Raw genomic sequence first — 23883 nt, 5'->3', positions numbered from 1 at the left:
ACTGCGGAAAGATGTCCCATTGTGCAGACCCGCCTGTCCGCCGGATAGATCGGAAAAATCCGCACGGACAAAAATGGCGCAGCCATGGCTGCGCCGTGCCTGTAGCAAGAGCGGGCGTGGAGTTCAACGCCAACCGTGGCCTCTGTGCCTGCCACGACATGGTTTGTAGAGCCTGTGTCGTGGTGATTCAACAATTGTTGGATTTTCAGCATCACCTGGACGCCTGGGTTTGGCGCAAATCCTGTATCAGCTCATCGGCGACGGCTTCTTCGGCAACGATCAAACCATGGGCCTGCATGGTCGGGGTCAGGGCAAGATCCCATCGCGCATGGACTACTGGTTCTCCTAGATCCGGCGGACGCTGCGGTGCGTGCCGCAGGGCGTTCATATAGTCTGCTGCACTCATCCGCCAGGGGAGAGCGTGCCAGCGGTGTTGGACATGATTGGCGATCTGCAGTCCAGGCCAATCGAAATCCCCGTGATAAGCCAGCTTGGCACCGGCCGCGGATAACTGATCCAGCAAAGTGCGTTGGGCGGCAGATGGCATGCCATCTGTACAAACCAGCGGGGCACAATGATCAGCCAAGCAATCGGCGGCAATCGCCAATAGGTTGGGGTTTTCGCAGATATACACCGTGAGTCCCGCCACCGCCCAATCGGGCGGATGGCGTAATAGTTGGCGCAACGATAGATAGGTGGGTATTCCTGGCCGCCAGGTGGCGGTGGCTGGGTCCTGCACGGGCAGGTTCACGCACAAGGCGGGGCGGGCCAATTCATTGACCAAAACACCGGCGCGCGCCCAGATGGCACGGTTGCGCTCGTTCTTGACGTCGGGTGCTGACAATGTGCTGCCATCCGTTTGGGTCCATATCGCCAGTACAACTTGCGCCACTGCTTGGCCATCATCCAGAGCATGGGCATCGCCCAGGGTGCGGGCAGCAAGTTGGGCCCTGGGCATGCCTGGGGCCGGCAAGTGCTGCATGACCGCATCGGCCTGCGACAGCAGCTTGGCCGCGCTGGGGATATTGGCTCGGCCAAGCCGCTTCAGCAAAGGGATAGCCACGGGCGTTTGTAGCCAGGCAAGCAGTCGTGGGTCTGATGGCGTGCCGTGACTGTCGGTGTTGACCTGACCTGTTGCCAGCGTGGCCCAGGCCTGAATTTGCTCAGTTTTGGCAGCCCGTCGATCAATCAAGGGGCCGTCGATTTGTGCCAAGGCATCGCGCAGAGATGAACACACGCCTGCGTGCTGCAATGCAGTATCGATGTCCGTCAGGTCAATCCGGATGGTCTTGACGGGCCGCACCGGCCTGCCCATCAGGGCCGCCAGCCTTGCTTGTTCGTGGGGCGCTAATCCGCCCAATTGCAGAATAGGGGGGTGTTGCCCAGCAGGGTGGCGTTCATAGTGGCGCCGCAGTCGTCGGCGCAGATCTGCCAATTCGGGACCGCCCAGCAGGCGTTGCAGGCGGGCATCGTCAGGAGGCATGCGCATCTTTGTTTATTGCGTCGGTCTCGGGCGGAAAGCGCTGATCAGGATCTGGCACCCGTCGCTTGGTGCGTCCATCCCAGATCCATCGCGAGACATGCACAGCATCAATGCCCTCACGGCGCTGCAATTGGGCAATGGCCACACCTGGCAGTTCGGCTGAACAGGCCCATTCTCGTTCGCTGGTGACGACAAAGTCCAGATCGAACTCCCGGATCAAGGCCCAGCAGTGGGCCCGGGCAGGTTCGTCGATCCCGGCAAAAACCTCGTCGAGCAGCACCAGGCGCGGCGCATGGCTGCTGCTGCCTCGAGAATAAAAACTGGCGACTGCTGCGAATAAGGGGACAGTCAGGCCTAGCGCCCGTTCGCCGCTGGAGGCCGGTCCCATCAAAGAACGCCATTCGCCAGCCCAGCGTTCTATCCGGAAGCGGTGCCAGCGACGGTAGTCCAGGGCTCGGTCCAGTTGCTCTTGCAGGCTGGAGCCGGGCAAGGTGTCGCTGCGGCTGCGTTCGGCCTCGATGCGTTGCTGCAGCATTTCGCCCACCACCCGACGGTCATCGGCAGACCATAGATCCGTGCTGGTATTCAGCAGATGTCGGCGGGCGGCCTCCAGACCGACTGGCGCCCCGTCAACGCCTTCTGGCAGCGTTTCCCATTTCAGTCGAAAGCGCACGCCGGTGGTGGTGGGGCGCTGCTGGAGTTCCTCATTGATGGCCAGAATTTGTTGTTGTGCATCACGCAAACGCTTTTGGATGGCACTCGAAATCTCGGCCTGAAGATGTGTTTCCAGGATTTCGCGTTCGCGGGCGCTGAGGAGTTCCTTGCGTTGTGCGATTTCAGCAATCAGATGGGCCTCAAGCCGGTCGGGACGTTCAGGCCGATTGTGGTAAATGATGTGCACCACCAGACCGAAATCGCTGGTGTCGGCCTGTGCCTGGTGGCCCAGCGCACTCAGGGCACTGCCCAGCTCGGTGTAGTCCTGGGATATTTCGCCCTGGATGCGCGACCAGGCGGCGTCATCATCCGTGGTTTGATTCAGGCGCTGCTCAGTGCGCCGCGCCAGGCTCAAGGCAGTCTCGATGGACCAGTTGTCCTGTGGCGCGGGTAGCGCCAAGTCCGGCAACGCCGAGGCCAGTAGGCCTGTCCCGCAAAAGTCTTGCCACCGCATGATCGTCTGCTGGCGTGCCTGCAGTCGCTGCTCCAGTACTTCGGTGGCTGCCTCGGCTTTTTGGGCGCTGCGGGCGTAGTTTGCAGAGGCCAGGCGCAGCGCGTCATGGCAATCATTCAGGGTTTGTTCGGCCAGGCGCAGGGCTTGCGTGGCCTGTAGCAGTTGCGCTTGTAGTGCTTGGACCTGAGCCCCAATGCTGGTTTGCAGCGTTTCCAGGCGTGTGCGGGCCTGTTGGGCTTCGAGCGCACATTCTGCTGCTTGTTCATCCGCCTGGGTGGCATCTTCGCGGGCGTGTTGTTCACGCGCTGCCTGCTGCTGCCATTCCAGATGCGCTTGTTGCCGTTCACGCGTGGCCAGCGCCAGTTGTACGATGGTGTCGGCAAAATCCTGCAGGTGCTGTCCGATTCTGTGCAGCGCCTCTGGGGTATCGGGTAGATGTAAATCGGCGGCATCTTGCTGCAGCGTTTGCTGCGCCTGATCTAGCGCTGTGTCGGCCAGCTGCAGATGCTGTGCCGCTTGCTGCAGGTATTCCTGGGCCAAGGCGTGCGTTCGCATGCTGGCCGTTGCCAGGGCATGCGCGGTGCGCAGGGCCTCGTCCGAGGGCGCAGTCTGCCATTCTTGCGCAGCCTGGGCTTGGGCCGCACGAGACTCTGTTTGTTGCTGCGCCAGGGCCTGTTGCGCATCCTGAATAGCCTGCAGGCGGGTATGGATGATGTCCAGACGTTGCGTCCGTGCTGCTGCCCGCGCCGCATGGCCGATGTGCTGTGCCTGGGGCTTGGTCCAGGCACCCTGCAGAGAGCCCAGGCGAAAACGACCGTCTGGTGCGACCCAGGCTTCTGCCGTTGGGACATCCTGCGGCCCGCAGGCGATACCGTCCAGCAAGACCTGGATGCGGGCACATGCCTGCTGGATGGAGGCGGTTGCAGGCAGGTCTTCTATGCGGGCCGGTGCCAGCCAGCCCGCTAGCGATGCCGCCTGTCGGGATCGAGGCACCCACCAGGCGCTGCCCACAATGGGGGCACCCTGTTGATCCAGCAGATCGCCCTGCGGGCTGACCCAGGCGTCCAACAAGCCGGCTGCCTGCAGTGCGGCTTCCAGCCCCGCTCTTTGTGCTTCGTCCAGGTTGGGATGAAAATCCACCAACTGCCAAAAAGGCGCACCGGCTTGCCCTTGGCGGGTCGCCGCGTTCTGCCAGCCAGGCAGGGCAGGCAGGGGGTCATGGCCGTTCTGCAGATCTTTTTGCTCGGATTGCAGCAGGATTTGTTCGTCTTTCAGGGCCTGTTGTTGCGCCAGCAAAGCGGCTTGTTGTTGCGCCAATTGCTGGCTGGCCGATTGTTGGGCCGCCAGTAGCGCCAGGTGGGCGGGGCTGGTGCCGGTCAGCGTCATGGTCCAGATATCCAGATCCTGAATGACCTGGTCGCCATCCACGATGTGCAATTGTCGCAGACTGTCCAGGTGTTCGCGCCAGGCGTCCAGATGGGCACCGCTGCAGTCGTGCACCTGCGCATCAGCGTCTTCCCTGCGTGCGATAGCATCACTGAGATCATCGCGGCGTTCATCATGCCGGATTTGTGCCTCGTGGCGTGTCCGCTTGGCCTGATCCAGCGCTGTACAGCGCTCCAGTACGGTCTGGATCTGTTCCCGCCGCAGGTCTCGCGCCCGGCGCAAGTCGGCTTGGGCAGCTTGCAGTTCCTGATCCGGTAGCGGCCGATTATCGTCGCTGCGCGATAGCAGGCTGGCGTCATAGTCCGTTGCTAAGCCTGCTTGGCCTGCAGCTTGGCGGCTGGTTGCGCGGACTTGGGCCAAGGTTTGTGTCAGCTGCTGTGTCCGAGCGTGACAATTTTTGGTGGCGGCTTGTTCCTCGTCCCGGCGTTGCCGTCGGGATTGCTGTTGTTCCCGCGCCTTATCCGCCGCGTCTTGGCGGCGCTGGGCTTCCTCGGCAGCGTTGCTCAGGGTGTGCGCATCCGCCATGGCCGGATCAGACTTCAGGGTATCCAGCCGAGTCTGACAGACAGCGCGGTCGGTATTGGCCCGTTGCTGTTGGGCCTCTGCCTGTGTTTCTGCTGTCTGGGCTGCCGCCAGTGCCTGGTTTTGTTCGTTCAATGTCCGGCTGGCATTGTCAAAGGCAGTCTGGGCGCTGCGCACATGGCGTGCCTGTCGCCGTGCCTGGGTGGCGGCATAGCGTTGATAGCGGCGATTGAACTGTGTGACTGCATGGGCCAGAGCCTCGTGTTCTTGCAGCTCCTGGCGGTATTCCTCTAGCTGGGTCAGGGCTTCCGCCACGTCGGCCAATAATTCAGACGGAATCGGCGGCAAGGCTTCGGTCAGGGCCTGCGACAGACTGGATTCGTCCGGTTTTTTCGATAATTGGGGCTGGCGCAATTGGACCAGCGTATCCATCAGGGCGTCGTAGCGGGCTGGTCCCAGCTGGAATAATTGTTCATCCACGGCGCGCCGATAATCCCGCGCAGAACGAAATAATTGCCCGCCCAGATTTTGCAGGGTTTCATCCAGCTTGTCCCTGGTCAGGACGACCCGCTTAGGGTTCATGAGCCAAAAATCTTGTCCGATGCGGCGTTGCGTCAGCGTGAAATACCAGGCCTCTACCTGGCTGCGTGCTGCCACTGCGGACAGGCCGCAGCCCAGAGTCAGATAATGCGGCAGGCCATCGGCATCCAGGCGACCGAATTCCACCCAGGTATAACCCATGCGCCGTTCGTGCTGTCCCAGCAGCAGATTCCAGGCCATCCTTTTGGTGTTGTCGCCATCAGGTTCGATGCGTGAAGGGCGAATCTGGGCATCAAACAGAAAAGGCAGTGTCAACGACAGGACTTTTGATTTGCCCGTGCCGTTGTTGCCGCGCAGCAGCAATCGCCCATTCCGAAAATGAAATTCTTCACTATCGTAGTAAAACAGATTCACTAACCCCAGCCGCAAGGGTTGCCAGCGATTCAGGCTTGGAATAGGCAGGGCAGCGTGATCAGTCTTGGCGTTGGGTAATGTGTCCTGGATCATGAAAACAGGTCAGGAGTCATGGGGGAAGCAGCGGGCTGCTGGGTGCGGCTTGGGCCGGTGCTGGATGGTCGCATGTTTACCGATCCCAGTGCAAACCGGGCCAGGGCCGGCAAGGCAGCGATATGCTCGCCATCATCGGTCAGTAGTTGCAGATCCCGCAAACGGGCGACGGCCAATTGCGCCAGTTCGTGCTCGGAGCCCGCTTCCCGAGCAGACTTGCGCCAGTAGCGCCCGTACTGCTCGCGCCGTTGCGCCAGATGTGCGGCGATGTCTTGTAGGAGGATCGGTCTGGTGGCGGCAGTGGAAGCGTGGTGGGCCTGCGCCAGGAATTCTGCAACCAGCAGGGTGACATGGGCTTCGGTGCCTTCGGCAGGCATGGCAATATCGCTCAGGTCGCCATCAATATCCGTCAGGGCCAGCCCTTCGGCGCGTTGTTCTGCCTGCAGGCCGCTGGCCTCGCACAAGCGGCTGGCCATGGCACCTCGTTGGTTGATGAAATAGCTGCGCAGTTCCGGGGTCAATGGGTCCAGATAGACGACGGGATCGTCCAAAAGACGTCGGGCAAGATGATGACGCAAGGCAGTTCGTTGACCATCTTCTGTGTCTGGTCTGTATTCTCGCACCAGCGAATCCAGCCGGTCCGATAAAGTCACTGGAGCCTGTTCCGATGGCCAGGTGGAGGGCCCGCGAATTGCCGCCAACATGCCCGCCAGCGCCCGTCGGTGCACATCATATAGCGCATCATTGGTTTCACCCGAAGCGGCAGCATTGGCGCGTACATAGCTTTCCTCGTCGCCGGCAATCCGCCGCAGCACTCCCAGCTCCAGCAGGGTACGGCAGACCGCCACCAACTCGCGCCTTTCGTGCATGGTGGTCAGGGTAAAGCTGAAGTCGCGGGCGATCAGGGCCGGGTCTGCCGTCTGTACCAGCAGGCGCTCGCCCAGTATCTTCAGGGTAATCTGGGGATTTGCGCGTTCCAGCACTGCACAGACCAGGCACAACAGCACATAGCGGCGGCGGTCGAAACCTGGCAGCCCCCGGCTGGCATCCTCTAGTTGGGCAGGGCGTTTGTACAGGCGCGCGCAGTCCCGTTCAATATGCAGCGTCCAGCCGGCTTCGCGGGAAAACCAGGTGCGCAGGGTATCTGCGTGGTGCAAGACGGCGGGAAACGCGTCATGCGATGACACCATCAGCGGGGTCATCAACAGCGCACGCAATGCCTGGATGCGCTCATTGTCCTGGTACCGGACTTGTTGTCGGCGGATGCTGCGGCTATCGCGTTTCATCGGCAGGCCCAGTGCGGGAAATCATGATCAGATGGTCGCGCCCGCTGAGGCAGCCATCGCTGGTGTGGATGCTGGCCTGAGTGTCGGCGGCCAAGGGCTGCAGGCGTATTTGTAAAAGCCCATCGCCGCTTTGCGCCTCGACGATGGCGTCCGGGTTTGGTTGCGCCGTCAGGGTTTCGCCCAGCAGATCCAGGAACAGCGCAAACGTCGGTGCGTCCAAAGGTCCTAATTCCGACAAGCGCGTGATCCGGCCCGTCGCCAAGCGTTGTCGGGCCGTTTCGATTTGATCGTGTTCTTCCTGCAGTTGGGCAGCCAGCAGGCTGCGTGCCTGGGCACGATCTTGAATTCTGGGCAGTACCCCGCGCGGGGCGGCCTCCCCGTATTCCCGCAGGCGCGGCGATACCTGGATGGGTTTGGCTTGCGCCCAAGGTGTGCTGGCAGGCAGATCCTGGTTGCCCGGAGGCTGCTGCGCCAAGTGTCGGGCAGGATTCAAGGCAAAGGCGGCGCGCGCCAGACGGTGTGCCTGGGCATCATCCTGGCAGTCTGCAAACCAGGCTGCCAAGGTGCGAAAATCCGCCGAGCGGTCACTGCGGCCGCTGCGCCGTTCATTCAGGGCGGTAATGGCCATCAGCAACTGAGGGATTGCGGCACGGGCTTTGGTGCGCAGCAGTTCGGCCTGCGATGGCTCGTGTCCTGTCGATAAAAACCAGCGCCGCAGCCCGGTCCAGCGTTCGTGCCAGGCATGCTGATAGTGTTCCAGCGCTGACAGTTGCTCTTGATCATTGCCTGGCGCGCTGTCGCGTGCCTCGCGGCGTGCGGTCAGCCATAACAAGGCGTCAATCCGAGGCGTCAGAGATTCCAGGTGCCGGGCAATGCCGCCTGATCGGGCGACCAGGTCGCCGATGAAACGTTCCAGGTAGTCGATCAGTCGTTTTTTATAGCCGAGTACCGCCTGTACTTGTGCTTGCTGCAGTTCGATGCTGCGCCCGATGCCCGCCATAAAGGCTTGGGCATTGTCAGTCAGGCTTTCAAACACGCGCACCAAATCGCGCAGCACTTCATGGACCTTGGCGGCGTCTGGGTCAGCGTCGTCTGCCAGTGCTCGTAAAGCCTGCAGGCGATAGGTGATGTCTTCCAGCGCGACAGTTTGCAGCTCTGCCCGGCGGTGCAGTGCCTGGGCAAAAGTGACCAGCGCCGATTCGACTGCTTCGCCTTCTTGAGACAGGCGGTACAGGTATTGCGCCCGATAGTAGTCGCTGAGACTGGTGACCCGAGAGACGTCAGGCTGGGACTCCAGATTGCCCCAGTCGGTTAGCTGGTTGAGTGCGGTCTGGATGTCTGCCAGCCTGGGGCGTGAAGCCAGCGGCAGAGAGGACCAGGCGCCTTCGGTCAGCACTTCGTCTGGCCGCAAGTGCAGGCGGAATTGGCGTTTTGCGGCCGCAAAGCAATCCATGATCTGACGGTACAGATCAGCCTTGTCAGCATTGAGATGGCGAAAGAGGTTAGCCTGCAAAGAGGGCGAATCAATCATGGGATAAGGCAGCGTCGCGTCGGCCTTTGATTCTAAGACAATGGGTTCAGGATTGCATGCGGAAGCCGCTGTTTGTATTGTTCAAGCATCGCTAGATTTCTTTTTAGTGCGTTGCCGCCGGACGCTATTTTTGTAGCGACGAATGTCTTCAAGGCTATCCAGTTTGGGCAGAAACAGATTGTCGAGTTCTTTGGCGCGGCCAAGAACTATCGCCACGCGGACGACATTATCGAACCCAACATTGCGCCCGGCTTCGAGGTTGGACACGGTATTGACGCCGATGCCGGCGCGGCCAGCCACATCGGCCTGCGTCATCTGCCGCACCAGTCGTTCTGTGCGCAGGCGTTCGCACAGTCGTTTCACGATTTCGTTTGGCTTGCTGAGTGATAAATCCAACATAATGTGTATTTATTGGGTTATTGTCTATATAGTACACAAAATAATGGAATTGCTGTAAGCCTTAGCTAAGTGTCGCCAGCCAGCATCCTTTTAAGCTTCAGCGTAGCCCCTGCTTGATGAAAGGATACGTCTGTTGGAGGGACCGCAGTATGACTAAGTTGTATCGACTGTTTCCGCTGGCGCTGGGCATCTAGGCCGCGCTGGCAGACGGATTCAGTCAGTCTGATCTGCCTTCATCTCAGATTGTTGGTTTTTAGGGCTTTGGTGTCTTCGGGCAGAGGTGCAAGTCGTTCAATCATGCACCAATCGAACACGTCGCGGGGTGTAATTGCCCAGCCACGATAGAACAATTTCTTGGCCAATACTTCTGCAATCGACTCTAGCGGAAATTTTACAAGACCATTCTGCATATCCAGATCGGTATTCAGCAGCCTGGAGCCGACAATAAAGTCGATTTCCCCTTCATCAAATTGCCACTTAACGTAACTTGATTCCTCTGAATAGGATCTTAGGCTATCCTCGAAATCCTCGTTTAGACGAGGTGATACGTAACCAAGCCAGTTGGGTGAGTCGATGAAGAGATCGATATCGTCACTTACCCGGTGGGCAATCTCAAGCATAAGACGAGTGCCGCCACCCATTACAGGGGAAAAAAAGGATCCTCCAATTTTTCTAGCGGACTCTGTTATTTCTTGTGCGATGGAAGCCAGCTTGCGCCAGGAACCATGATCTATATGTGCCTGCATCTGAGCAGGAGAGAGCTTTGTCTGAAATGTCATTGCGATTTCATTTTTCTACACCAATAGATCACGCATGGCATCTTCCCAACGTCCTACCTTTTGGCCCCCATGCGCGAGCCATTCAAGATACAGCGCATGAGCGTGTCGAATATCAAACCCTAGATGGATGCAGGCCCGCCCAATCAGCGCAGGTGCGCATTCAACAAACATCGGAGCGAGCAGCGCTTGTTGATCTTCAGGGATGCCGATGGCCCGGCATGAGCCATCGGCAACCGCCAGACGCAAGCTTTCTACAGTAAGGATTGGGCCGTACGGTGCGTTTAGGTGGCCAACAAGCAAGCCGGGCAGGTCATTTTTCATGTTGAAATTATCTCAATGGAAAGCGCCTTGAATAGGGATTCAATGTCTCTAGTTTAACTTAAGATTGTTGTTTTTCAAGGACTTGTGCTTTCTATGATCATCCCTTTGAACCGCAGCAAGGCGGAGATCGCCCGGGAGGTCATCGCAAAAAAATGGTAGGGCCGTCTCGACGCAAAGAGACGGCGCGGCAAGTCCTGGGGCAGCGGCAGGTCAGCATCCGTATTGTTTGCACGACGTTGGGCATCAGCGAGAGCTGCTACCACTATGGGCGGCTTCATGAATGCCTTATCCGACGACCTGGGCTATGGCCGTATTTACATGAACAATCTATCGGATGACACGGTGTCGGCCATTCGCTTGGCATTGCTCGCTTGCTCAAAATTCCGTCCTATTTCGTCGCCAGCCAGGGTGTTGTCAGTGTCGATCCGGTTGTCAGTTCGCCGAAGGCCGTGCTTAAGGACGTGGACCGGCGCGTGTATGCCGACAAGCAGGCCCGACAGGGCATGGCCGATTTGGGGGATGTTTCCCAAGTAGGTGAAAAATGAATGGTTGTGCGTCACCGTTTGCGTCTGGCCATGGCTGTGGGGGCGGTCGTGGACATTAGCGCGTCCCATTGCTGCTGGGCGCTGTTCTTGTAGCGGCGAATGTCTTCGAGGCTATCCAATTTGGGCAGGAACAGACTATCGAGCTCTTTGGCGCGGACCGCCCGATTCCATTCGGTGTGACAACGAGCCGGAACATGTGGGCAAAATCCTGCTGGATTGGACTGCCAGGTGGCGTATCACGTTGATCCATACCCAGCCGGGTAACCCGTGAAAAACACTTGCATCGAACGCTACAACAGGACCGTACGCTATGATTGACCGACCAAAAACCTGTTTGCCAGCCTGCAAGAGGCCCAAGATGATGCCACTGAATGGCTCTGGACTTACAACAACGAACGACCGCATGAATCCCTGGGTGGGCTCACTCCCGTCCAGATGGCTGACGAGTTGGAAAACCTGACGTTCCTGAAGATGGTCATCTGCGTCTATCAATATGCTCTGGATTTGCTTGATGTCATGAAACAGTTGGACAGCCTGGTGGATGCTTGCCGTTTTCGACTGCGTCAACATTTCTGCTTTGCCTACTACGATCCCGTGCTGTATGCCTCGCCCGTGGCTGGGACAGCACCTCCGTCGTGGGTGCAATGATTTTTATTTATTCAAGAAATGGTCTGGGAAGGCTGGCTTTGGGATCTGCTTTAGTGGTTCAATCTTCCCGGCAGGAACTTGGGGTCTCAGTGGCACATCCCACTGATATGTCGAGCATTGTTGTTTATTATGCTTTACCCAGGGGGTGGATGCCCTGAAGTAGGCCAATGACGAATACCTAAAGACCTTCCGGTGAGAGCCGTAGATAGGGTATGTCGCCATAGGCTCAAAGGGATCGGCCTCGAAGTTTTATAGCTTGTGTGCTGTTAGTCTTGAAATTAAATGACTATAACGAGTGGTTTTAAAAATATTCTCTTTTTTTGCCTTTCCCTTTATGCGTTACTTATGCATAGTCGCAACTTGAGGTTCACATGAATCAGCAACAAATCGCTATTCCTTTGTTAACGCCTTTGCTGCCTGACAGGATGGCGATTATGCCGTATCTGGAACAAATTGATAGTAGTCGACAGTATTCAAATTTTGGACCACTCAATACTGCGCTTGAATCTCGTTTGGCAGCGCTATTCCAACAACATACCTCGCACTCGTTGCACGTTACGACCGTTAGCAATGCAACACAGGGGTTAGAGTTGGCGCTTAGTAGCCTAGGTTTGCCGCCTAAAAGTAAAGTCGTTGTGCCTGCGTTGACTTTTGTAGCGTCTCTGACGGCAATCATACGCGCGGGTCATATTCCTGTGGTTGCGGATATTGATCCTAATAGTTGGTTGATTACGCCAGAAGTTGCAATGGAAGTTGCCTCAAAATCCGGGGCACAGGCAGTGCTTGCAGTTGCTGCTTTTGGGCAGCCATTGGATACCCACTCTTGGAGTGATTTGCAAAGTAGCACTGGTCTGCGTGTACTCATTGACGCAGCAGGCGCATTTGGTAGTCAGTGGGTGGAATCACCTGATATTCCTGTTGTTTACAGCATGCATGCTACCAAGGCCCTGGCTGCTGGCGAAGGCGGTATGGTTGTCAGTGGCGACGCCGATCTTAATGCTCACATTAAACAGCTTAGTAACTTTGGCATTAATTTGGATGCTAATGTAGGTTTCCCTGTCGGGCATCTGTCTTTTGTAGGTAGTAATGCCAAACTATCTGAATATCACGCTGCTGTGGCTCACGCCAGCCTGGATCAATGGGATATGCAAGTTCAGCGACGTCAGGACGTCTATCGTCCATACCGGCAATCGCTTGAGCTTGCTTGTGGGGATGCCTTACAATGGCAAGCAGGTGTTCCTGTCACTGCACCGACCATGCTGTGTGTACGCATGAAGGCAGAAGCGCGCCAGTGCCTAGAGCGAGTCTGCCAACATCAAAAAATTGCGACCCGACGCTGGTATCAGCCTTTGCTTCATCAGAATTCTGATTTTATTCAAATGATCAGGCAGGTCACGCCTGTCGCTGAAGCGATTGCCTCTGGTTTGATTGGGTTGCCATTTTCACCATATATGACATCTGCAGAAATTGATCGGGTTGTTGCCGCTGTTCGGCTAGCTGTCGATGCTACAGATTGATTTTTATTTATTAATTTAAAATTACGCTAGCGGGAGCAATCATGAACAATATCGAAGATTTTATTGAAAAATTTATTATTGCGGTAGATTTCCAAGAGCCCGTTCCGGTCGCGCCTGATTCTGTGTTTGTGGATTTTCCAGAATGGGATTCGCTTGCCACGTTGGGAGTTATTGTGATGTTTGATACTGAATATGATAAAACCATCTCTGGGGATGATTTGTCTAAAGTCACTACCATTGCTGAACTTCATCAATTAGCGATTGCATAGCTATGGCATCCTCTAAATTATCCAATGTGCGTTTCGCAGGTATGGCAACCTGCGTGCCTAAGCAAATAGTGCACAATGTGCACGATGCGCCCCCTCATTTGCGTTCAGAGCGCGAACGCTTAGTAAGGAATATTGGCATCGAAACACGCCGGGTTTGCCCGACTTGGCAGTGTTTTTCGGATCTGGCATACGATGCTGCAGAAAAACTGCTGGATGAATTAGAGTGGTCACGCGATGAAGTTGGTGCATTGATTGTGGTCACTCAGTCACCAGATTATCCGGTCCCTGCTACCTCTATCATCTTACAGGATCGGTTAGGGCTGGCCCATTCCACAATGGCATTTGATATTAATTTGGGATGTTCGGCTTATCCGTTTGCTTTGCAGGTTTTAGGTAGTCTGATTTCGTCAGGTGCTATTAAAAAAGGCCTGATCCTGCTGGGTGATCGGTCCAGCTACAAGCACCGGGATTCGCTAAAAGACCCGCTGTTTTCAGATGCTGGTACGGCAACTGCATTGGAGTATCAGGAAGGTGCTCCACCGATGTATTTTGATCTCAATAGCGACGGTAGTGGTTACAAAGCCATCATTGTTCCGGTTGGTGGGCACCGTAACCCTATTCAGCTCGAGCATACCCTTGCTCACAAGGGAGAAGATGGTTTTTGGCGATCAGATCTTGATTTGATTCTGGATGGCCCCGCGATACTTGGGTTTTCTACGCAGCGTGTCCCACCTGCAGTGGAATATCTCTTAGAGTATTCGGGTGTTTCTAAAGATGAAGTTGATTATTTTATCTTTCATCAAGCCAATCGTATGATTAATGAAACCATTCGCAAGAAATTAAAGCTATCAGAAGATAAGGTTCCCTCTAGTTTGCGTGAATTTGGTAATACTAGTGGTGCTTCTTTGCCAGTCACGGTGTCTGTCAGACTGAGGGATGCGTTGGCGACCGGAAAAAAACGTCTGCTGTTTTGCGGCTTTGGAGTGGGCCTGTCTTGGGGCTCTGCTATTGTAGACATCGAGTCTGCTTGTTTCCCGGAATTGATTGAAGCATGACTGGGCAAGATGATCCGTTTTGTCTGACTGGCAAGCGCATTCTGGTAACAGGTGCGTCCTCCGGCATTGGCAAGCAGATTGCCTTGACTTGCGCACAAATGGGCGCACAGCTGGTGATAACAGGCCGTAACCTAGAACGCTTGCAGGCTACTGCGGATGCTTTGTGTGGTAGCAGTCACCTTGTGGTGGCTGCTGATCTGGCGTTGCCAGAGGGCCTTGATCACTTGGTAGAACAAGCTGGTGTGCTTGATGGCGTGGCGCATGCTGCTGGTATTTCAAAGCTGGTGCCGTTCAGGCAGATTAACCAGAAACATCTTGATGTGATTTTTTCGGCCAATACCTACGCGCCCATGCTGCTGACCAAGGGGTTATTGGCAAAAAAACAGATCGCCCCTGGGGGGTCAATTCTGTTCATTGCAGCGCTGGCATCACACAGTGGCGCGTTGGCGACCTCGGCTTATGCTGCAAGCAAATCAGCATTGCTGGGGGCTATGCGCTCGTTGGCGCTGGAGGTCGCCAAGCAAGGCATACGCGCCAACTGCATTGCTCCAGGCTATGTGCAGACACCGATGCTGGACGGTCTGGGGCAGGGGGGCGGTAGTATGGATGAATTATTTGCGTTGACCCCCCTGGGTATGGGAGAACCGGAAGATGTTGCCAGTACTGCAGTGTTCTACTTGTCAGATGCCAGTCGCTGGGTCACACGCAATTATTTTATTCTGGATGGCGGTTTAAGCACGCCTATGGATATCTACGCATGAGTGACACAACACAACACTATCCCTTTTCTGTTGCAGGAAAAACCGTGCTGGTCACCGGTGCGTCATCAGATCTGGGTCGGCATGTCGCCATAACACTGGCCCGTCGTGGTGCGTGTTTGGTCATCACTGGGCGGAATGCCGAACGCTTGCAGGCGACTTATGCTGATCTGCCGGGTGGCGGGCATGTGCAGGTGGTGGCCGATCTGACACAAAAGGGTGACCGGGACCGCCTGGTTCAGACTGCTGGGGTATTGAACGGCGTGGTTCATTGTGCAGGTCTGAAAAGTCACTGTCTCGTGCACCAACTGGATGAATCGCTTATGAGCGAGATGTATCAGGTCAATTTTCTGGCACCAGTGATGTTGACTCAGCGCCTGCTCCAGGCTGATGCCGTGGTGCAGCAGGGTTCGATCGTCTTCATGCTGTCCACCGCTGCTCATGTTGGGACGCGGGGTCTTGGACCCTATTCTGCCATGAAGGCAGGGCTGGTGGGTATGATCAAGTGTCTGGCGTTGGAGCAGGCCGAGCGCAAGATACGCGTCAATGGCATTTCACCCTCGACCATCGTCACGCCCATGAGGGCTATGCACCCGGGTTTGCTCGAAGAACAAAAGGCTCGTCACCCGCTAGGGTTGGGCACGCCGGATGATGTGGCCAACGGCGTCGTATATATGCTGTCTGACGCCAGCCGCTGGGTCACCGGCACCAGTCTGGTCATGGATGGTGGGGCGGTGATTTGATGAAAAAGGTTTACATCATTGGCGCTGGTGGTTGGGGCCGTGAGGTACTGATCCAGATGCGCACTGCATCAGCTTACGGCAAAGACTGGTCTATTGCGGGCTTTCTGGATACGCGGGCGCATATGTTGGACGGTATCGACTGTGGGGTTTCGATTGTGGGCGATCCTTTGATCCATCAGCCACAGGCGGGCGAGGCCTTTGTTTGTGCGGTGGGCCTACCGAAGGGGCGTGCACAGTACGCAGTGCCCATTCTTGAAAAGGGCGGTGAATTCATTCATATTTACACGCCATTCAACTCAGAAGGTTATCTCAGCAAAGGGGTGCATTTAGGAACAGGCTGCTTCTGGGCTCCTCGAGTGCAGTTCAGCCCTGATGTCTGGGTAGGCGATTTCGCTAATTTTCACAGCGGCACGATTATTGGCCATGATGTGCGTATCGGACATTATGCGCAGATTGGTGCCATGGTGTTTATTGGTGGCGGGGCACGAATTGGTGACTATGCCATCGTCCATCCGCATGCCACGATTATCCCACATATCACTGTGGGCGAGGGGGCAACGGTGGGGGCTGGGGCGGTAGTGGTTAAGGATGTACCGCCAGGGGTGACTGTGTTCGGCAACCCGGCTCGAGTGATTTTCTGAATAGCCGCTCATTGTGTTACTGAGGACCACCATGCGTTCACGGATGCACCCCAAGTACTATCTGTCACAGGAAATTTTTGATCGAGAGCAGAGCAAAATCTTTCGTAAAGCCTGGGTATTTGCGGGTCTGAAATCATTCTTGCCCAAGCACAATTCGTTCATTACACGGAAAATCGTAGGGATTCCTGTGGTTATCCAAAACTTCAACGGTGAGTTGCGGGCATTTGAAAACGTCTGTCTGCATCGCAGCGCCCCGTTACAGCAAGGGTTTACGGGAACGCGTCCGCTGGTGTGCCCCTATCATGCCTGGAGCTACGACAGCAGTGGCTGTGTCAAAAAAATACCGGATTGCGATGCCATCTATCGCATCGGTGATACAGAAAAAAATCTCTCAAATTGCGCAATTTTGCGCTGGTCGAGCTGGGTGGGCTGCTGTTCATCAATCTTGCACCTGAGCCGTTGCCGCTCGAGGATCAGTTCCCGCCTGGGTTCATCGCTTTGCTCAAGAGCAGCGCCGAGGCATACGACACAGAGGTCATCATGACCACCTGGCATGCCAAATTCAACTGGAAGCTGATTTACGAAAACTTGCGTGATTTCAATCACATCAAATACCTGCATGCCAAGAGTCTGGTGAAGATTGCTAATTTCCCGTTTGGGGCAGCTGATGTAGATGTGGCGGAGGCGCCATTACAGGACTGTTCGCCTGCAGCGCTGCGTCGGGAAATGCGCACGTTCAGCTACGGCGGTCCCGAGGGAAAGATCGACCCGGTTAAACGTGAGCCTTGGATGAACATGGTTGAGCGCTGGGGCGATACCGACGCCTATTTCAATTGGCTGGCGTATCCGAATCTTCATATTGCTTGCGGTAATGGTGGATATTCCTTTGCAATCGAGAATCATGTGCCAGTTTCCCCAGGAAAAACCGACGTGGAGCTTTTCTTCATGACGGCTCGCAAAAGAAAGAGCTATGCCTTTTCTCCTCAGGTGCTGCTGGCACATATGCATTATGGCAAAAAAATCCTGAGTGAAGACATTGGCATGCTGGAGGCAGTACAAGCAGGGCTGCATATTGATGCCCCGGTACCGACCCAGGGGGCGTATGAAAGCACCAATCGTCAGATCGAGCGCTGGTACACCACGCTGATGGAGACCGATCATGAAATCTAGATGGATTGTGGGTGCTGGTGATTGTCTGGACGTGATCTTTCACGCCTGCAAACAAGCATATCCCGGTGATCAAGTGGAGAAAATCATCGTGCCTCAGACTGATGACGATGAATTCGATTCGGCGGCATTGGATGCGTTGGCACCCGACAGCGGTACCGCGTTCGTTGCTTTTGATGAGAGTTTCGGCAACATGAAACGTATGGAGCTGATGCGGGCATTGATGGTGCGTGGGTTTCGACTGGATACACTGATCTCTCCTAGTGCAGTCGTAGCCGAAGATGCAATCATTGGCATGAACGTGTTCATTGGCCCGAATGCGACCATAGGGCATGGTTGCCGAGTTGATTTCAATACAATTATCCATGCCGGCGTCATCATCGGCCCAAACAGCCGGGTCAAATCATCGTGTTGGCTGGAAAGCGGTGTGCAGCTTGATTCGGGCGTCGAAATCGGCGCATATTGCATTCTGAGGATGGGCGCAGCGATTCGCAGCCAGGTAACCATAGGGAGAGGCTGCGAATTAGGATGGCCGCGTATGTACGAGCAGGACGTGCTCAGTAATACCTTCTTTGATCCCCGGTATGATGAACCTATTTACGTTTATGCGGGCTGATGGGTTCCATGATCGAGTCCGGTCGTTTTAGCTGAATGCATCCCTGTGTTTCCTAACCTACGGTCCCGAGCATGAGTTTTTCACAAGTCATTTATCTTCCGGAACTGCTCCATGAGTACAAGGCCCGCTATGTCGGTGGGCAACCTTCGATGAGCAGTGGGTTTTTAAATTTAATCCGAGAACCGATACGACAGGGCTGTGGTATAGAGATATCCTCTTTTAGTCTGAGAAAAGATTTTCATATTAAACGCCAACAAGAACAGCAGAATTTCAGTGGGCAGAAACTTGCCAACAATAAGTGGGCTGGCTTCGATGTTGCACAGTTTCGGGAACTGGCTGTGGCAGGATGCCCAGAGGGCATGCCACTATGGAATGCTACCTATTATCGAGTCAATGGTAAAGCCCTGGATTATTTATTTGAATATATTCCCCAAAATAGTCTCGTAATGTCGTTCGACCTGCCCCCTTGGATGAAACAAGCTTGTTCTGAAAGGGGGGTCATATTCCTGGATTTTCGGAATTCCCCGTTGCGGTTTGGGCAAGATGTCTACATTGCACTGCACACTAACGATGAAACCTTGCGTACGCGTATCGTAGATAATCAAGTATCTAAAGAGGAGCTGCGATTGGAAGCTGCTCTACTGGCCGCCAATATGGGCATCCATCGCGGCAGGAGAGCAGAAAATCTGTGCTACTACTTTGACTTGGAAGATGCCTTTATCTATGTCGGCCAGCATCGGTTGGATTCTGCTCTGTGGACTCGTCAAGGTCGCTACCTGCAATGCACGGATTACGCCGAACGACTGTATGAATTAGCGAGAGGGCACCGAGTGCTGTATCTGGCCGATTGGGGGATGAATCTCAAACCAGAAGAAAACGTCGAAACTGTTGCGGCGCAAGCTCGGTCAGAATTGTCCAAAGCGCTGGGGCTGCAGGTGGACCCATGCCCTCAGAGTATTTATCAGGTACTGAGCGCTCATGAGAATTTTATTCTAGCTGGTCTGTCGGCCCCGGCTCTCCAGGAGGCGATTTGGTTCGATAGAAAGAATGTGCACCAAATGGTGCCATCGGAGGTATCGCTGGATGGCGATGGCATATCGGCTGCAGATGCGTACTCGCAGATTCATTTCCAGGATTTTATTGCACCTGGTTTTTGGCACTGCTTATTGACACCATCCGCCCAACTTCCAAGAGTAGCTCGCTTATCTGCACTAAGTCATCGTTGCGGTCGAGAAACACTGGAACTCTGGGGGGATTACGAAAAAGCATTGACGTGGCAACGCACAGTTCCTCTCGCGATCTTTGAGCGTTCTGGTGGCGGGTTGTTGCGGGAACGTGTCGATGACCTAGTGAGACAACAGGCTCGCATGATAACCAGCAATACTCCGAATAAAGAAAATCAAAGTGTGTCAGTTGCTGAGATAGAAAAACTGAAAAACAGCAAGATAGGACAGACAGCTTATATATTGGGTAATGGTCCTTCATTAAGAGGCTTTGATGTTTCTGATTTGATGGCACGCGAGTCATTTTGGTGCAACCGTGCTTTTGAGATTGAAAAATCAGGTATTGATTTTCGGCCAAAATATTATTTTTGGGCCGACCTGATTGGCGCTCAAATGTTTCTTGATGATATCATCGAGGTTCAGGCGGGGAAAAAATTCTTCCGGAATTCTGTTTATAAAATTATTCATAAAAACAGACCAAATGATATTGAAGATCAAAATATTATTCACTATGAATGTCGAGAATCCCCTGGTGTAGATATGCATGACAGCGAGGAGAATTTTTCCTATGATCCGACTGTCATGCTATTCGGAGGTTGGACGGTTGTGCTTGATGCTATCCAGTTCGCTTATTATATGGGCTATTCAAAGGTTTATGTGGGTGGCGTGGATCTGGATTATTCAAAATCTGGTTATTTTTTCTCGCCAGAGATCAGCACGAATCCAACAGATTGCGCACTGGATAATATACGCAAGGCGTTTCTTGTGGCCAGGCACCATTTTGAAAAAGGTGGCAGAATATTGGCGAAAATAACAGTATCGCCCAATCTTCCACTGGAGTTCATGCACGATGAATCCTTGGTTCGTACAGAGAAGGGAGCATAGAAGTGGAGCAGCCGGATCTTCACATGGCGGATGCCGATGCAGCCAAGATGCGTCAATTGTTGGAAGGCATGCGTGCTGCTTTCTTTCGTGGCGACAATGCGATGGAGTATGCGCGAAGTTTTCTTGGGCGCGATGATAATCTACTCATTGCCACACAGATTGCTTATGACTTGCAAGCTGGAAGCTATGTCAAGCTGGCGCGTGCAAATCCGGAAGGAAAGGCTCGTTGGGTATCACAGATTGCAGATTTATTGTCGCCCCACTTACAAGAATCAGGTGGTTCAGTGCTAGAAGTCGGTGTTGGCGAGGCGACCACCCTATCTGGTGTGTTAGCACACCTTTCTCTGCCCCAGATTTCTGCATTTGGGTTTGATATCAGTTGGTCTAGATGCGCCCATGGGCTTGGCTGGCTGAAGCAAATGGGTCAATGTGCTGAATTGTTTGTTGCTGATCTTTTTCATATCCCTTTAGCGGACAGCAGCATAGATATAGTTTATACGTCCCATTCATTAGAACCAAACGGTGGTCGCGAGCTTGAGGCGATCCGTGAACTCCTGAGGGTGGCTCGCCGGTTCGTGGTTCTTATTGAGCCAATTTATGAACTGGGAAGTGCGGCTGCGCAGGCGCGAATGCGAAGTCATGGATATGTACGCAATCTGAAAAAATCTGCCGAGGATCTGGGGTGTGTAATCTTGGATTACCGCTTGCTGGATTATTGCTTCAATCCACTGAATCCTAGTGGAGTGCTTCTGCTTGAAAAATTGCACGAACAAAACCCTTCTCAGACAGTGTGGCGTTGCCCTCTGACACATGCACCCCTTGATTTTATAGAAGGTGTTTTTGCGGCACGGGAAACTGGTTTGATCTATCCGATCGTGGGTGGTATCCCATTGCTATGTCGAAATAATGCGATCTTGGCATCGTCGTATGGGACAAAAATTTCTGAGTCATAAAAACTCATCAATGAAAGCACATGCTTAAAGAAAAATCCATTCTAATTACTGGTGGCACTGGGTCATTTGGACACTCGTTTGTGCCAATGACGTTGGCTTGCTATAACCCAAAGCGTCTCATTATTCTTTCTAGGGATGAAATGAAGCAATGGGAAATGGCCAAGCTATATGGTGATGATCCTCGCGTACGGTTTTTTATTGGGGATGTGCGTGACAAAGATCGCCTTCATCGAGCTCTGGATGGTGTTGATTTTGTAGTGCATGCTGCTGCGACAAAAATTGTACCGACAGCTGAATACAACCCATTTGAATGCATAAAGACAAACATCATCGGGGCGATGAATTTGATTGATGCCTGTATCGATCAAGGTGTAAAGCGTGTCGTGGCCTTATCAACGGACAAAGCCAGCAGTCCGATCAATCTGTATGGGGCGACTAAGCTGGCCTCTGACAAACTGTTTGTGGCAGGGAATTCGTATGCAGGTGCTCATGGTACCCGGTTTTCTGTTGTCCGGTATGGAAATGTCATGGGATCACGTGGCTCTGTAATTCCTTTTTTTATGTCGATTCGTGAAAAAGGAGAGCTACCTATCACGGATAGCCGTATGACTCGCTTTATGATTTCTCTGGAACAGGGCGTAGAGTTGGTTTGGCATGCATTCGAAGACATGGAAGGAGGCGAGATTTATGTCAAGAAGATCCCCTCGATGAAAGTCACTGACCTGGCACGCGTGATTGCACCGCATGCAGAACAGAAAATTATTGGTATTCGCCCAGGCGAAAAACTGCACGAGCAGATGATTGGTACCGAGGATTCTCACTATACCTATGAATATCAGGATTATTATAAGATTTTGCCTGCTATCAATGGGTGGGGCAGTTCAATGGAACGCATCAAAAATGGGATAAAGGTGCCAGAAGGCTTTGTGTATGCCAGTGACTCTAATCCTGAATGGATGCCACCCGAAGCCCTGCAAGCATGGATCGATGAAAATGGTGAGAGAATCGGTAAAGTCTAAGATGATCCCATATGGTCGTCAAGATATCAATCAAGCTGATATTGATGCGGTCGTGGCGGTTCTCAGATCTGATTTCTTAACCCAGGGACCGAAGGTTCCTGAGTTTGAACAGGCTGTAATGAAAAAGGTAGGGGCGCAGCATGCCGTCGCGACTAATAGTGCCACATCGGCTTTGCATATTGCGTGTCTCGCTCTTGGCTTGGGGCCGGGCGATTGGCTATGGACGACGCCCATTACCTTTGTTGCTACAGCCAACTGCGCCTTATACTGCGGGGCAAAGGTGGATTTTGTAGACATAGATCGGCGTACTTATAATATGGACCCTGCTGCGTTAGCGTATAAGCTTGAGCTTGCAGAGAAAAATGGGTGCTTACCGAAAATTGTCATTCCTGTTCATTTGTGCGGGCAGCCTTGTAATATGGCTGTGATCCACCACTTATCTCAGCGTTATGGTTTTAAGATCATTGAAGATGCTTCGCACGCTATTGGTGGGAAATATAAGGATGAATATATCGGTAATAGTCGCTATAGTGACATTACAGTGTTCAGCTTTCATCCGGTGAAAATCATCACAACAGCAGAAGGTGGAATGGCTGTGACCAATGATTCGACAATCGCCACACGCATGGCATTATTGCGCAGTCATGGTGTTACCCGCGATCCTGATTTGATGACTCATGAACCTGATGGTTCTTGGTATTACCAGCAAGTGGCTTTGGGGTTCAACTACCGCATGACAGAGCTTCAAGCGGCCCTGGGCGTTAGTCAGGTGCAGCGACTGGATGACTATGTGGCGCGTCGTCATGTGTTGGCACGACGCTATTCAGAACAATTTTTTGATTTGCCGATTACAACCCCGTGGCAGAGTTCGGATGGCTATTCTGGACTGCATTTGTATGTGATTAGATTGCAATCCGATCGCTTGAAGAATGCGCACAATGATGTCTTTGAATCGCTGAGAAAGCAGGGCGTAGGTGTGAATCTGCACTATATTCCTGTGCATACACAGCCGTTCTATCAAAAGATGGGATTCAAGGTAGGCGACTTTCCAGAAGCGGAAAGCTATTATTGCGAAGCAATCAGCTTGCCGATGTATGCCACACTTTCCGAATCTCAACAAGACTTTGTCTGCGAGGCTGTTCGTCAATCAATATTGGAACTCAGCTAAACATGAACGTAGCAATTATCCCAGCGCGTGGCGGCAGTAAGCGAATCCCTTATAAGAACATAAGGGATTTTTGTGGTAAGCCGATGATTGCCTGGTCCATTGATTCTGCTATCCGTTCTGGGCTGTTTGATCATGTGGTCGTTTCAACTGAGGATCTGAAAATCGCTGAAATAGCAAGAAATTATGGCGCGGATGTGCCATTTATGCGGCCTGCAGAGTTATCGGATGACTTCACAACCACTCGGCCGATAATTAATCATGCTATTAAGCAGATCGAGTCCATATATAAAAAGCCAGACTATGTTTGCTGCTTGTATGCGACAGCGCCTTTTGCTACAGCCCAAGATCTTAAAGATGGGTTTGATATGTTGGTTGCGTCCGATTGTGAATTTGTCTTTACAATCGCTGCCTTTCAGGCACCTGTGCAGAGAGCATTAAAGATTTGCCAAAACGGACGGGTTGCCATGTTTAATCCTGAGTTTCGCACCACTAGATCTCAGGATTTGGAGGCGGCGTATCATGACGCCGGGCAATTTTATTGGGGCAAAACAGACGCTTTTTTAGATAATTTGTCGGCTTTTTCCAATCATTCTGTCCCATTAGTTTTGCCTAGCTATAGAGTGCAAGATATAGATACCCAGGAGGATTGGATCAGGGCGGAAAAAATGTTCAAGATAATGGATAGGTAAGACTT

The 23883-nt window shown here is 53.6% G+C and carries 22 protein-coding genes and 2 pseudogenes; 17 read left to right on the top strand and 7 right to left on the bottom strand.

The window, feature by feature from the left end; translation table 11 throughout:
* Positions 1-211: 211 nt before the first annotated feature.
* The 7 genes from VDP81_RS03940 to VDP81_RS03910 form a co-directional block, all read right to left on the bottom strand.
* Complete coding sequence (locus VDP81_RS03940) at positions 212-1489, bottom strand: TIGR02679 family protein (protein WP_323011613.1); 1278 nt, start codon at positions 1487-1489, stop codon at positions 212-214.
* Positions 1473-5666, bottom strand: a complete 4194-nt coding sequence (locus tag VDP81_RS03935; RefSeq protein WP_323011612.1) for a TIGR02680 family protein — start codon at positions 5664-5666, stop codon at positions 1473-1475. Before VDP81_RS03935 ends, VDP81_RS03940 begins: the two co-directional genes overlap by 17 nt.
* Entirely contained in the window at positions 5663-6952 is a 1290-nt protein-coding gene (locus VDP81_RS03930) for a TIGR02678 family protein (RefSeq protein WP_323011611.1), read from the bottom strand. The genes VDP81_RS03935 and VDP81_RS03930 overlap by 4 nt, the downstream gene beginning before the upstream one ends.
* Positions 6939-8483 carry a TIGR02677 family protein gene (locus VDP81_RS03925; protein ID WP_323011610.1) on the bottom strand — a complete coding sequence of 515 codons (1545 nt, stop codon included), beginning with the start codon at positions 8481-8483 and terminating at the stop codon, positions 6939-6941. Before VDP81_RS03925 ends, VDP81_RS03930 begins: the two co-directional genes overlap by 14 nt.
* Positions 8484-8564: 81 nt before the next feature.
* Positions 8565-8879, bottom strand: a complete 315-nt coding sequence (locus VDP81_RS03920) for a helix-turn-helix transcriptional regulator (protein ID WP_323012389.1) — start codon at positions 8877-8879, stop codon at positions 8565-8567.
* A 236-nt stretch (positions 8880-9115) separates the two neighbouring features.
* Positions 9116-9661: a nucleotidyl transferase AbiEii/AbiGii toxin family protein gene (locus tag VDP81_RS03915; RefSeq protein WP_323011609.1), complete on the bottom strand. Its 546-nt coding sequence runs from the start codon at positions 9659-9661 to the stop codon at positions 9116-9118.
* Positions 9662-9676: 15 nt separating this feature from the next.
* Positions 9677-9982 (bottom strand): hypothetical protein, encoded by a 306-nt coding sequence (locus tag VDP81_RS03910; protein WP_323011608.1) that lies wholly within the window; start codon positions 9980-9982, stop codon positions 9677-9679.
* A 371-nt stretch (positions 9983-10353) separates the two neighbouring features.
* On the opposite strand from VDP81_RS03910, the gene VDP81_RS15330 reads away from it, so the two are divergent.
* The 17 genes and pseudogenes from VDP81_RS15330 to pseF all read left to right on the top strand — a co-directional run bounded on the left by VDP81_RS15330 (position 10354) and on the right by pseF (position 23878).
* Complete coding sequence (locus VDP81_RS15330) at positions 10354-10527, top strand: hypothetical protein (RefSeq protein ID WP_416233251.1); 174 nt, start codon at positions 10354-10356, stop codon at positions 10525-10527.
* A 330-nt stretch (positions 10528-10857) separates the two neighbouring features.
* Positions 10858-10950: pseudogene (locus VDP81_RS15325) on the top strand (integrase core domain-containing protein); the annotation flags it as partial.
* 12 nt (positions 10951-10962) lie between these two features.
* The gene (locus tag VDP81_RS03900; protein WP_323011607.1) at positions 10963-11175 is read left to right on the top strand and encodes a hypothetical protein; all 213 of its coding nucleotides are present in this window, start codon (positions 10963-10965) and stop codon (positions 11173-11175) included.
* Between the two features lie 371 nt (positions 11176-11546).
* The gene (locus VDP81_RS03895) at positions 11547-12692 is read left to right on the top strand and encodes a DegT/DnrJ/EryC1/StrS family aminotransferase (protein ID WP_323011606.1); all 1146 of its coding nucleotides are present in this window, start codon (positions 11547-11549) and stop codon (positions 12690-12692) included.
* A 41-nt stretch (positions 12693-12733) separates the two neighbouring features.
* Positions 12734-12961 (top strand): acyl carrier protein, encoded by a 228-nt coding sequence (locus VDP81_RS03890; RefSeq protein WP_323011605.1) that lies wholly within the window; start codon positions 12734-12736, stop codon positions 12959-12961.
* A 2-nt stretch (positions 12962-12963) separates the two neighbouring features.
* Positions 12964-14016, top strand: coding sequence for a ketoacyl-ACP synthase III (locus VDP81_RS03885; RefSeq protein WP_323011604.1), 1053 nt, complete (start codon positions 12964-12966; stop codon positions 14014-14016).
* Positions 14013-14777, top strand: a complete 765-nt coding sequence (locus VDP81_RS03880; protein ID WP_323011603.1) for an SDR family oxidoreductase — start codon at positions 14013-14015, stop codon at positions 14775-14777. Before VDP81_RS03885 ends, VDP81_RS03880 begins: the two co-directional genes overlap by 4 nt.
* The gene (locus VDP81_RS03875; protein WP_323011602.1) at positions 14774-15517 is read left to right on the top strand and encodes an SDR family oxidoreductase; all 744 of its coding nucleotides are present in this window, start codon (positions 14774-14776) and stop codon (positions 15515-15517) included. The genes VDP81_RS03880 and VDP81_RS03875 overlap by 4 nt, the downstream gene beginning before the upstream one ends.
* On the top strand, positions 15517-16158 hold the full coding sequence (locus VDP81_RS03870; RefSeq protein ID WP_323011601.1) for a NeuD/PglB/VioB family sugar acetyltransferase: 642 nt from the start codon (positions 15517-15519) through the stop codon (positions 16156-16158). Before VDP81_RS03875 ends, VDP81_RS03870 begins: the two co-directional genes overlap by 1 nt.
* A gap of 31 nt (positions 16159-16189) precedes the next feature.
* A pseudogene (locus VDP81_RS03865) lies at positions 16190-16456 on the top strand (Rieske 2Fe-2S domain-containing protein); the annotation flags it as partial.
* Between the two features lie 98 nt (positions 16457-16554).
* Entirely contained in the window at positions 16555-17328 is a 774-nt protein-coding gene (locus VDP81_RS03860) for an RHO alpha subunit C-terminal catalytic domain-containing protein (protein WP_323011600.1), read from the top strand.
* Positions 17318-17941, top strand: coding sequence for a UDP-3-O-(3-hydroxymyristoyl)glucosamine N-acyltransferase (locus VDP81_RS03855; RefSeq protein ID WP_323011599.1), 624 nt, complete (start codon positions 17318-17320; stop codon positions 17939-17941). The genes VDP81_RS03860 and VDP81_RS03855 overlap by 11 nt, the downstream gene beginning before the upstream one ends.
* Positions 17942-18012: 71 nt before the next feature.
* Positions 18013-20049, top strand: a complete 2037-nt coding sequence (locus tag VDP81_RS03850; RefSeq protein ID WP_323011598.1) for a hypothetical protein — start codon at positions 18013-18015, stop codon at positions 20047-20049.
* Positions 20050-20072: 23 nt separating this feature from the next.
* A complete protein-coding gene (locus VDP81_RS03845) occupies positions 20073-21002 on the top strand; it encodes a methyltransferase domain-containing protein (RefSeq protein WP_323011597.1) in 930 nt (309 codons plus the stop codon).
* A gap of 20 nt (positions 21003-21022) precedes the next feature.
* Complete coding sequence (pseB, locus tag VDP81_RS03840) at positions 21023-22021, top strand: UDP-N-acetylglucosamine 4,6-dehydratase (inverting) (protein ID WP_323011596.1); 999 nt, start codon at positions 21023-21025, stop codon at positions 22019-22021.
* A 1-nt stretch (position 22022) separates the two neighbouring features.
* The gene (gene pseC, locus VDP81_RS03835) at positions 22023-23189 is read left to right on the top strand and encodes a UDP-4-amino-4,6-dideoxy-N-acetyl-beta-L-altrosamine transaminase (RefSeq protein ID WP_323012388.1); all 1167 of its coding nucleotides are present in this window, start codon (positions 22023-22025) and stop codon (positions 23187-23189) included.
* A gap of 2 nt (positions 23190-23191) precedes the next feature.
* Positions 23192-23878, top strand: a complete 687-nt coding sequence (gene pseF / locus VDP81_RS03830) for a pseudaminic acid cytidylyltransferase (protein WP_323011595.1) — start codon at positions 23192-23194, stop codon at positions 23876-23878.
* Positions 23879-23883: the final 5 nt, after the last annotated feature.

This window comes from Castellaniella sp., assembly GCF_034675845.1.
Classification (GTDB): Bacteria; Pseudomonadota; Gammaproteobacteria; order Burkholderiales; family Burkholderiaceae_B; genus Castellaniella.
Note: the sequence above shows the minus strand (reverse complement) of the source record. Positions and strands in the feature narration are given on the sequence as shown.

Coding starts and splice junctions, on each gene's coding strand:
- VDP81_RS03910 (WP_323011608.1), bottom strand. CDS start 9,982: ATGAAAAATGACCTGCCCGGCTTGCTTGTTGGCCACCTAAACGCACCG.
- VDP81_RS03845 (WP_323011597.1), top strand. CDS start 20,073: ATGGCGGATGCCGATGCAGCCAAGATGCGTCAATTGTTGGAAGGCATG.
- VDP81_RS03855 (WP_323011599.1), top strand. CDS start 17,318: ATGAAATCTAGATGGATTGTGGGTGCTGGTGATTGTCTGGACGTGATC.
- VDP81_RS03885 (WP_323011604.1), top strand. CDS start 12,964: ATGGCATCCTCTAAATTATCCAATGTGCGTTTCGCAGGTATGGCAACC.
- VDP81_RS03935 (WP_323011612.1), bottom strand. CDS start 5,666: ATGATCCAGGACACATTACCCAACGCCAAGACTGATCACGCTGCCCTG.
- VDP81_RS03850 (WP_323011598.1), top strand. CDS start 18,013: ATGAGTTTTTCACAAGTCATTTATCTTCCGGAACTGCTCCATGAGTAC.
- pseC (WP_323012388.1), top strand. CDS start 22,023: ATGATCCCATATGGTCGTCAAGATATCAATCAAGCTGATATTGATGCG.
- VDP81_RS03875 (WP_323011602.1), top strand. CDS start 14,774: ATGAGTGACACAACACAACACTATCCCTTTTCTGTTGCAGGAAAAACC.
- VDP81_RS03940 (WP_323011613.1), bottom strand. CDS start 1,489: ATGCGCATGCCTCCTGACGATGCCCGCCTGCAACGCCTGCTGGGCGGT.
- VDP81_RS03895 (WP_323011606.1), top strand. CDS start 11,547: ATGAATCAGCAACAAATCGCTATTCCTTTGTTAACGCCTTTGCTGCCT.
- pseF (WP_323011595.1), top strand. CDS start 23,192: ATGAACGTAGCAATTATCCCAGCGCGTGGCGGCAGTAAGCGAATCCCT.
- VDP81_RS03900 (WP_323011607.1), top strand. CDS start 10,963: ATGGCTGACGAGTTGGAAAACCTGACGTTCCTGAAGATGGTCATCTGC.
- pseB (WP_323011596.1), top strand. CDS start 21,023: ATGCTTAAAGAAAAATCCATTCTAATTACTGGTGGCACTGGGTCATTT.
- VDP81_RS03915 (WP_323011609.1), bottom strand. CDS start 9,661: ATGACATTTCAGACAAAGCTCTCTCCTGCTCAGATGCAGGCACATATA.
- VDP81_RS03880 (WP_323011603.1), top strand. CDS start 14,013: ATGACTGGGCAAGATGATCCGTTTTGTCTGACTGGCAAGCGCATTCTG.
- VDP81_RS03930 (WP_323011611.1), bottom strand. CDS start 6,952: ATGAAACGCGATAGCCGCAGCATCCGCCGACAACAAGTCCGGTACCAG.
- VDP81_RS03925 (WP_323011610.1), bottom strand. CDS start 8,483: ATGATTGATTCGCCCTCTTTGCAGGCTAACCTCTTTCGCCATCTCAAT.
- VDP81_RS03870 (WP_323011601.1), top strand. CDS start 15,517: ATGAAAAAGGTTTACATCATTGGCGCTGGTGGTTGGGGCCGTGAGGTA.
- VDP81_RS03890 (WP_323011605.1), top strand. CDS start 12,734: ATGAACAATATCGAAGATTTTATTGAAAAATTTATTATTGCGGTAGAT.